The sequence below is a fragment of the Streptomyces sp. NPDC057654 genome (assembly GCF_042800135.1).
In the GTDB taxonomy this organism is placed as follows: domain Bacteria; phylum Actinomycetota; class Actinomycetes; order Streptomycetales; family Streptomycetaceae; genus Streptomyces.
Genome location: NZ_JBHVHQ010000349.1, coordinates 1 through 8,362, shown reverse-complemented (window position 1 = coordinate 8,362; position 8,362 = coordinate 1). Strand labels below are relative to the sequence as shown.

At 71.8% G+C, this 8,362-nt stretch carries 6 protein-coding genes; 2 read left to right on the top strand and 4 right to left on the bottom strand.

All coding sequences use genetic code 11. The features are described 5' to 3' along the window. Window positions 1-33: 33 nt before the first annotated feature. Genes ACFU99_RS23940 through ACFU99_RS23925 form a run of 4 tightly spaced genes read right to left on the bottom strand, consistent with a single transcriptional unit; the run spans window position 34 to window position 4,400 of the window. A complete protein-coding gene (locus tag ACFU99_RS23940; RefSeq protein ID WP_384395183.1) occupies window positions 34-591 on the bottom strand; it encodes an NADPH-dependent FMN reductase in 558 nt (185 codons plus the stop codon). Next, window positions 588-2,081 (bottom strand): 4-hydroxyphenylacetate 3-hydroxylase family protein, encoded by a 1,494-nt coding sequence (locus tag ACFU99_RS23935; RefSeq protein WP_384395181.1) that lies wholly within the window; start codon window positions 2,079-2,081, stop codon window positions 588-590. Before ACFU99_RS23935 ends, ACFU99_RS23940 begins: the two co-directional genes overlap by 4 nt. Continuing rightward, on the bottom strand, window positions 2,078-3,172 hold the full coding sequence (locus tag ACFU99_RS23930) for a PLP-dependent cysteine synthase family protein (RefSeq protein ID WP_384395179.1): 1,095 nt from the start codon (window positions 3,170-3,172) through the stop codon (window positions 2,078-2,080). The genes ACFU99_RS23935 and ACFU99_RS23930 overlap by 4 nt, the downstream gene beginning before the upstream one ends. A 34-nt stretch (window positions 3,173-3,206) precedes the next feature. Beyond that, the gene (locus ACFU99_RS23925; protein WP_384395177.1) at window positions 3,207-4,400 is read right to left on the bottom strand and encodes a M24 family metallopeptidase; all 1,194 of its coding nucleotides are present in this window, start codon (window positions 4,398-4,400) and stop codon (window positions 3,207-3,209) included. A 931-nt stretch (window positions 4,401-5,331) separates the two neighbouring features. On the opposite strand from ACFU99_RS23925, the gene ACFU99_RS23920 reads away from it, so the two are divergent. Next, a complete protein-coding gene (locus ACFU99_RS23920; protein ID WP_384395175.1) occupies window positions 5,332-6,147 on the top strand; it encodes a helix-turn-helix domain-containing protein in 816 nt (271 codons plus the stop codon). 188 nt (window positions 6,148-6,335) lie between these two features. Further along, window positions 6,336-8,249, top strand: a complete 1,914-nt coding sequence (gene asnB / locus ACFU99_RS23915) for an asparagine synthase (glutamine-hydrolyzing) (RefSeq protein ID WP_384395173.1) — start codon at window positions 6,336-6,338, stop codon at window positions 8,247-8,249. The last annotated feature ends 113 nt before the right edge of the window (window positions 8,250-8,362 follow it).

The following is an 8,362-nucleotide window of genomic DNA, read 5'->3' as shown; positions in this document are numbered from 1 at the left end:
CCCTAGGAGTTCCGCCGCGGGCGCGCGCGGGGATTATGCCGGGCTCCCGACGTCCGCCGTCGTGCACTGGCGCAGCAGGCCCGTCACGCCGGTCAGTGCGTGGAGTTCGCCGATCATGCGGATGATCCGGGGGTACGCGCCGGAGTCGGCGTCGCCGCCGGAGACGACCGCCTGGGTGGGGGCGGTGACGCAGCCCAGGGTGCGGGCGACCGTGCGGAGGTGGTCGCATGCCGAGACGGCTGTCAGGGACGCGCCGACCGCCACCATGCCGACGGGCTTGCCGCGCAGGGCGTCCTCGCGGAGGTGGTCGAGGCAGTTCTTGAGGATGCCCGAGTAGCTGCCGTGGTAGCAGGGGGTCACCCAGATCATGGCGTCCGCCTCGGCGGCCTGGATCTGCACGTCGGCCAGGTTGGCGCCGTCGGGGTCCGCGTGCAGCAGCGGCAGCGGGTGTTCGGCGAGGTCGCGCAGGACGGGACGGCCGCCGGCCGCGGCGATGTCGCGGCAGACCAGCTCCGCCACGGACCGGGTGCGCGAGGCGTGGGCGGCGGCCCCGGCCAGGACCAGTATCCGGCGGGGCTCGGCGGTGATCACGAGACGGCCTCCTGCGGGGTCGCTCCTGCCTGCGGCGTTCCCGGCGTTCCCGGGGCCTGGGGGCGCAGGGCGCGATGCACGGTCTCCAGCAGCGGGGTGGTGCGGTAGCCGAAGTACTGGGCCGCGGCCAGCCGGACCGGGTCGCCGGAGTGGTAGCGCTCGTACTGCATCTGGCGCTGCCCGAACGCGCTGCCCGTGGCGTCCCAGGCGAGCTTCAGCAGCCGTACGCGCTGCTCGGCGGGGACGCCGTCCGCGCCGCGGAAGAAGCGCTCGATGGCCGGCCACAGCTCGCTGCTCAGATCCTCCTCGGATGGGGTGCTCAGCAGGCTGCCGCCGCCGAGGAGCTGGATGACCTCGATCATGCGGCTCGTCATCCGCGGGAAGTGGTAGCGCAGGGCCAGCACCGGGGCGATCGCCGGGGTGAGGGTGGACCATTCGCTCATCTCGGCGTCGGCCTCGGCGGCCAGGATGCCGGCCTTCGCCAGCTCCAGGGAGCCCAGCACCTCGCCGAGCATCTCCTGGACGTGCAGGAAGGAGTTGGTGCCGGACATCTCGGACAGCGCGACGGCGATGCCGGTGAGCAGCTCCGCCTTGACGGCGCCGCGTACGATGCCGTGCTGGCCGGTGTGGTGGCGCGCGGTCGTCACGTCGTACATGCGGTTGGCGGCGTCGACGTCGCCGTGGAAGAAGACGCGGTCCCACGGCACGAGGACGTCGTCGAAGACGCACGTCGCGTCGATCTCCTCGAAGGGCGCCAGCGGGCTGCTGACCAGCCGGGCCGGGTCGGTGACCAGCGGCTCCCGGCAGACGATCCGCAGCCCCGGCGTCGCGACGGGGATCGCGAAGGCGACGGTGTACGCCTCGTCGCCGGGGTGGTACTTGGGCAGCGGGAAGACCACGATCTCGTCGGCGACCGGCACCAGGGTGCCGATCAGCTTGGCGCCGCGCACCACGATGCCCTCGCTGGTCTCCCGGACGATCCGCAGATGGACGTACGGGTCGTCCTGCTCGCTGGAGGAACGGGCGCGGCTGAGCGGCGGGTTGATGGCGGCGTGCGAGAGGAACCGGTCGCTCGCCAGGCACGCGCGGTGGAACGCGGCGACGTTGCGGCCGAAGCGCGGGTCGGCCCTCTCGAAGAACCCGCTCGCCGAGGCGAACGCGGTGACCACGGCGTTCACGAAGTCCGGGGAGCGGCCGACCAGTCCGAAGGTGGCCTCGGCGGTGGTGCGGAACGCGGCGCCGCGCCGCCGCAGGGTCCGCGCGTCGCGCGGTACGGCCAGCGACATCGGGTAGCGCTCGCCGCCGTCCTCATAGGTGAGCACATCGCGCAGCAGCGGATCGTGCTGCTGGTCGTAGAGGCGGGCCACCGTGTGCGCGGCCGAGGCCAGGATCGGTTCGGCGAGCACGTCGTCGACGCGGCGGCCGCTCAGCCACACCTCGCGTCCGTCGCGCAGCCCGCTGAGATATTCGGCTCCCGTACGGATCGTCATGCCTGAACCTCCATCGCTACCTGGCCGGACCCGGTCCCGGCTCCTGTTCCGGTCCCGGTCACGGTGTCGCCGCCGAACGGGGCGGGCGGGTGGAGCGGCGTACGGGCGTGGTGCAGCAGGTCTCCGCTGGTGCGCCAGAGGACCTCCGGCGGGGTGCCGTGCTCGCGCAGCCACTGGTCGTCATAGGTCTCGTACAGATAATTGGCGCCGGTGTCCGGGGCTATCGCCAGGACCGGCGCGCCCGGGTGCGCGGCGGCGTAGGCGAGGGCCGCGAAGACCGCCGCGCCGCCGGACTCGCCGAGCAGCAGCCCCTCCTCGCCGGCCAGGACCCGGCAGACGGAGAGGGCCTCCGTGTCGGCGACGCGGTGCAGCGAGTCGACGGCCTGGGGCCGCAGGTTGCCGGGGCGCCAGCTCAGGCCGATGCCGCGCATCTTGTACGGCTCGAAGCGGTGGCCGAAGGCGGCGGAGCCGACGGCGTCCACGGCGCGGACGTGCAGATCCGGGAACTGCTCCTTGAGCCCCGCGCTCAGTCCGCTCAGGTGCCCGCCGGTGCTGACGGTGGCGACCAGCGCGGCCAGTTGGTCGAAGTCCTTGGTGATCTCGCGGGCGGTGTGCAGCCGGTGGGTCCGCGGGTTGTCGGGGTTGTTGTACTGGTCCAGGGTGTGGGCGCCGGGGGTCTCCTGCACCAGCCGCCGCACCCGGCGGATGCGGGCCGCCTGGTAGCTGCCGTCCGCGTCCGGCCGCGCGACCATGTCGATCTCGGCGCCGAGGCTGGTGGCGTAGGAGAGCACGGACTGGGGCGTCTTGGGGTCGACGACCAGGATGATGCGGTAGCCCTTGACCGCGCCGATCAGGGCCAGGGACTTGCCGAGGTTGCCGGAGGTCGACTCGATGAGCGTCGCCCCCGGCCGCAGCCGGCCGTCGTGTTCGGCCTGTTCGACCATGTGCAGGGCGGCGCGGTCCTTGATGCTGCCCGACGGGTTGGCGCCTTCCAGCTTCACGTAGACGCGGTCCTGCGGCCGGGGCAGGAGCCTGCGCAACCGGACGACGGGGGTGTCCCCGAGCGTCTCCAGCACGTTCTCGTAGATCACGGTTTCTCCTCGTGGGAACCGGTGGGGGCGGGTTTCAGGGGGCGATGAGCAGCCCGCGGTCCAGGGTGGTCAGCAGGCGGTTGCCGTCCGGGCCGACGACGAAGGGGTCCTCGACGTGCACACAGCCGAAGCCGTACTCGTAATAGGGGGTCTCGATGTTGACGACCGTGCCGTCCCGCAGTTCGTCCGTGCTGTCCGGGCGGATCAGGACCCGGTCGTAGACCTCGACGCCGATGCCGTGGCCGACATGGCTGCGCCGGTAGTGCGGGATGCCCGCGTCGCGCACCGCCTCGACGGTGAGCGTGAACAGTTCGCGGCCGGTCATGCCGGGGCGGGCCTGCTCCAGTGCGGCCTCCTCGCCGGCCAGCACGGCCGCGTACAGCCGCGCCAGCCGCTGCTCGGGTTCGCCGAGCGTGCACACGCGGGCGATGTCGCACCAGTAGCCGTCGACGACGGCCCCGACGTCGAACCACACGGCCTGGCCGCGGCGGAGCACGGTGCCGGTGGGGCGGCGCTGGCCGGCGACCGCGTTGGCGCCGATCCGGATGAGGGTGAACCGCGGTGTGCCGCCCTGTGCCGCGACCGAGCGGTTGAACTCCCGGACCAGCTCCCGCTCGGTGACGCCCTCGCGCATGATGGCGACGGTGGCGAGGATCGCGTTCTGCGCCACGGCCGCGGCGGCCGCCACCAGTTCCTGTTCGCGGGCGGTCTTCACCTGGCGGGCGTGGCGCAGATGGGCGGCGGCGGGCACCAGCTGCCAGCCGGACAGCTCCTTGCCGAGGGCGTCGAGGAACTCCGGCGGCACGCCCTCCTCGTCGACGGCCACCCGGCCGCCGCCGGGGCAGACCTGCTTGACCGCGTGGGTGAGGGCGGCCAGTGCGTCGGGGAAGCGGGCGTCGCCGGTCATGGTGTGCAGCAGCCGGTCGTCGTGGCCGAGGTCCACCTCCTCCGGCAGCTCCCGGTAGAAGGGGCCGTAGCCGATCGCCTCGGAGATCCGTTCGTCGGCGTCCAGGAACTGGTCGACCTCGCAGCGTCCGCAGACGAAGACCGCGCCGGCCCGGGTGTCCTGGGACAGGACCGCGAAGGCCCGGCCGGAGTGCGGGAACATGTCCAGGTGCACGCTCTCGACACCGGTGAGATAGGTCAGGTTCTCCGCGGTGGTGCTCACCACGGCGTCCAGGCCGAACTGGTTCATCCGCTGTTGGAGACGGTCATGGTTGACGCGCATGCGATGCGATCTCCTCGCTGGTCGTGAGCCGCTGGTCGTGAGCCGCCGGCGGCAGCGCGGAGCCGTCCCGTGCGACGGCCGGGCGCGGCGGGGCTTGCGTGGACCGGGCTGGACCCGGGCACGGCGGGGCTTGCGGGTTCTGGGCTGGACCCGGGCACGGCAGCGCTCGCGTGGACCGGGCTGGACTGGGCTGGTGCGGCCGTCGCCGTGATCGCACGGGGCGATACGGCCACGGAACGTGTGAGGGGCTGTCGGCGGGGTACGAGGGCGCCGAATCACCGGTGTGGGTCCCCGCGGGAACGGTTCTGTTTCGGGATCCCTGTGGTGCCTTGTTGTGTGACAGCATTCCTGTGACCGCGTAGAGGGGTCTTGTACAAACGCGACCTCGGCCCATGGACCGGCGGTCCGGCGGCGGGCCGGGAATGCCCGAACCGAAGTGACCGAGATCACATGTTTTGGCGAGTCGGAGCAGATCCCACCGCTTCGCCGCCCGGCCGCGCGGCGCCGTCTCCACCCGAGTGAGCTGGGCGAATGCCCGCCCATGCGACCGGTTCCGGATCGGCCTCGCCCGATATCACCCGGTGCGCGGTGCTGCCCGCCGCCAACTCGCCTGTGTATTCTGCAAATGCCCACGGACTTCTGCTGTCGCGACTGTTTTCGTGCGGCACACGTTCGGGCATTGGCCGGACGGGCTTCCTTCGCCTTTCGGCGCCCTCTCACACCAGTTCCCCCGGCTGCTGCTGTCCTCGTGGGGAATCTGGGGAAAACCTCAGCGCAGAACGCGTCGAATTCCGTATGGACCGGTGTTCCGAAAGCCTCGGGGGTGGCAGGCGTGAGTAAAGGCCAGTTAACGGCGGTGCACTCGAAAGAGCTGGTCTGGGGGTCGTCCGGACCAGCTCTGCGCGGCCATGTGCTCGGGTACCGGGGTTTCATGTTCGGGGCCAGAGGGCCCGGCCGCTGGCTGGTCGCGCCGGACGGCGTCGTCAAGATCGTCCTCGGCTTCAGCGGGCCGCTGCGGGTGGCCGACGCCGTCCGGCCCACCCGGCCGGTCACCGCGATCTCCCTGATCAGCGGCGTCCACGCGACCGCCACCGTGGGCGAGCACGCCGGGCCGGTGCACGGGGTCACGGTGCTGCTGACGCCGCTCGCCGCGTACCGGCTGCTGGCGGTGCCGATGGCCCAACTGGCCTGCCGGAACGTGGATGTGGCCGAGCTGTTCGGCGAGCGATTACGCCGGTTCGCCGGCCGGCTCGCCGAGGCGCCCACCTGGGGCACCCGCTTCGCCCTGCTCGACCAGGTGCTCACCGCCCGGCTGCTCTCGGGGCCCCGGTGCTCGCCCGAACTCGCCTGGGCCTGGCGGCAGTTGCACCGCAGCGCCGGGCGTACGTCCGTACGCCGGCTGGCCGCCGGCACCGGCTGGAGCCACCGCCAGCTGGAGCGCCGCTTCCTCGAACAGGTCGGCCTGCCGCCGAAGTCGCTCGCGCAGGTGCTGCGGCTCCAGGCGGCGCTGCGCTACAAAAAGCGCGGGATGACATGGGCGGAAGTGGCCGCGGCGGCCGGATATCACGATCAGTCGCACTTCACCCGGAGCTTCAAGGCGATGATTGGCTGCACCCCCGGAAGATTTCCCGCGGCCCGCGCCGAATCCGGCCGCGGCGGTCCGCTCGACTCCCTCCCCGACCAGTTCACCAGTGAACTGCTGAGCGGCCGCGCGACGGGCATGTCGCGTTTGTGCAAGACCCTCTGAGCCGTTCACCGCGATGCTGTTCGCGGCCTGCTCGGCGCGCGAATCCCGAAGCGGCCGGCCGCCGCGTGAACTCCACCCGGCCGCAGCGCCATTGCGCCACCGCGGCGGGTATTCGTGAAATCCGCCGAGGGCGGACCCATGGCCATTCCGGATGCCCAGGGCAATTCATACAGAAAGGCAGGAGACATATGTGCGGCATCGCAGGGTGGGTCGCCTTCGATCGCGACCTGCGCACCCAGCAGCCGACCGTGGACGCCATGACCGACCCCATGGCCTGCCGCGGCCCGGCCGGCCGCGGCACCTACCTGGACCGCCATGTCGCGCTCGGCCACCGCCGGCTCGCCATCATCGACCCGCCCGGCGGCGCACAGCCGATGAACGCGGACACCCCGCACGGCACCGTCTCCATGGTGTACTCCGGCGAGGTCTACAACTTCACCGAGCTGCGTGCCGAACTCGCGGCCCGCGGCCATGAGTTCACCACCCACTCGGACACCGAGGCCGTGCTGCGCGGCTATCTGGAGTGGGGCGACGCCGTCGCCGAGCGGCTCAACGGCATGTACGCCTTCGCGATCTGGGACGGCCGCGAGCAGCGCCTCCTGATGGTCCGCGACCGCTCGGGCATCAAACCCTTCTACTACTACCCCACCCCCGACGGCGTCCTCTTCGGCTCCGAGCCCAAGGCGATCCTCGCCAACCCGCTCGCCGAACGCACCGTCACCGCCGACGGCTTCCGCGAGCTGTTCGCCTTCATCAAGACGCCCGGCCACGCCGTGTGGGAGGGCATGCGCGAGGTCGAGCCGGGCACCGTCGTCGCCGTCGGCCGTACGGGCATCCGCACCACCCGCTACTGGACTCTGGAGACCAGGGAGCACACCGACGACCGGGACACCACGGTGGCGCGGGTGCGGGAACTCCTCGACGACATCGTCCGCCGCCAGCTGGTCGCCGACGTGCCGAGCTGCACCCTGCTCTCCGGCGGCCTGGACTCCTCGGCCATGACCGCGATCGCCGCGGCGCAGCTGGCCGGCCGGGGCGAGAAGGTGCGCAGCTTCGCGGTGGACTTCGTCGGGCTCACCGAGAACTTCGTCCCCGACGCGCTGCGCGACGCCCCGGACACCCCCTTCGTGCACGACGTCGCCCGGAAGTCCGGCACCCTGCACCAGGACATCGTGCTCAGCTCCGCCGACATCGCCGACCCCGAGGTGCGCCGGAAGGTGATCGGCGCCCGCGACATCCCCTCCGGCCTCGGCGACCTCGACACCTCGCTGTACCTGCTGGCCAAGGCGATCCGCGGGCACGCGACCATGGCGCTGTCCGGCGAGTCGGCCGACGAGCTCTTCGGCGGCTACAAGCAGTTCTTCGACCCCGAGGCCCGCAAGGGCACGACCTTTCCCTGGCTGGCACAGCACCAGCAGTTCTTCGGCCAAGGCCAAGGCCAAGGCCAAGGGCAGGAGGGGCAGGAGGGGCGGCACGGGCAGGGGAGCCGGCCGCGGACGGGCCCGCAGAGCCTGCTGAGCGACCAGCTGGAGGCGTCGCTCGACCTCGACACGTACATCCAGGACTCGTACCGCTCCGCCGTCGCCGGCATCCGGCGGCTCGACGGCGAGAGCGAGCCGGAGTGGCAGATGCGCAAGATCAGCTATCTGCACCTGACCCGGTTCGTCCGCATCTGGCTCGACCGGAAGGACCGCACCTCCATGGCCTCCGGCCTTGAGGTGCGCGTCCCGTTCTGCGACCACCGGCTGGTGGAGTACGTCTACAACACGCCCTGGGCGCTGAAGAACTTCGACGGCAAGGAGAAGTCGCTGCTGCGCGCGGCGGCGGCCGACGTGCTGCCCGAGTCCGTCGTGAAGCGGCGCAAGTCCCCCTACCCCTCCACCCAGGACCCGACGTACGCCGCCGCCCTGCGCGACCAGTGCAAGGAACTGCTGTCCACGCCGGGGCACCCGGTGTTCGACCTCATCGACAAGGGGCGGCTCGGCGAGGCGGTCTCGGCGCGGACCCCGCAGATCGACCAGGCGTCGCGGCGCGACCTGGAGCGGACGCTGGACCTCGCCGTGTGGATCGACATGTACGCGCCGACCATCAAGCTGCCCTGACCGTACGCCGCGACAGCCATCAAGCTGCCCTGACCGTACGCCGCGACAGCACGGACCGGCTGCCCTGACCACGGGGGGACAGCGAGAAGCCCCTGGCCGTACGGGAGGTTTTC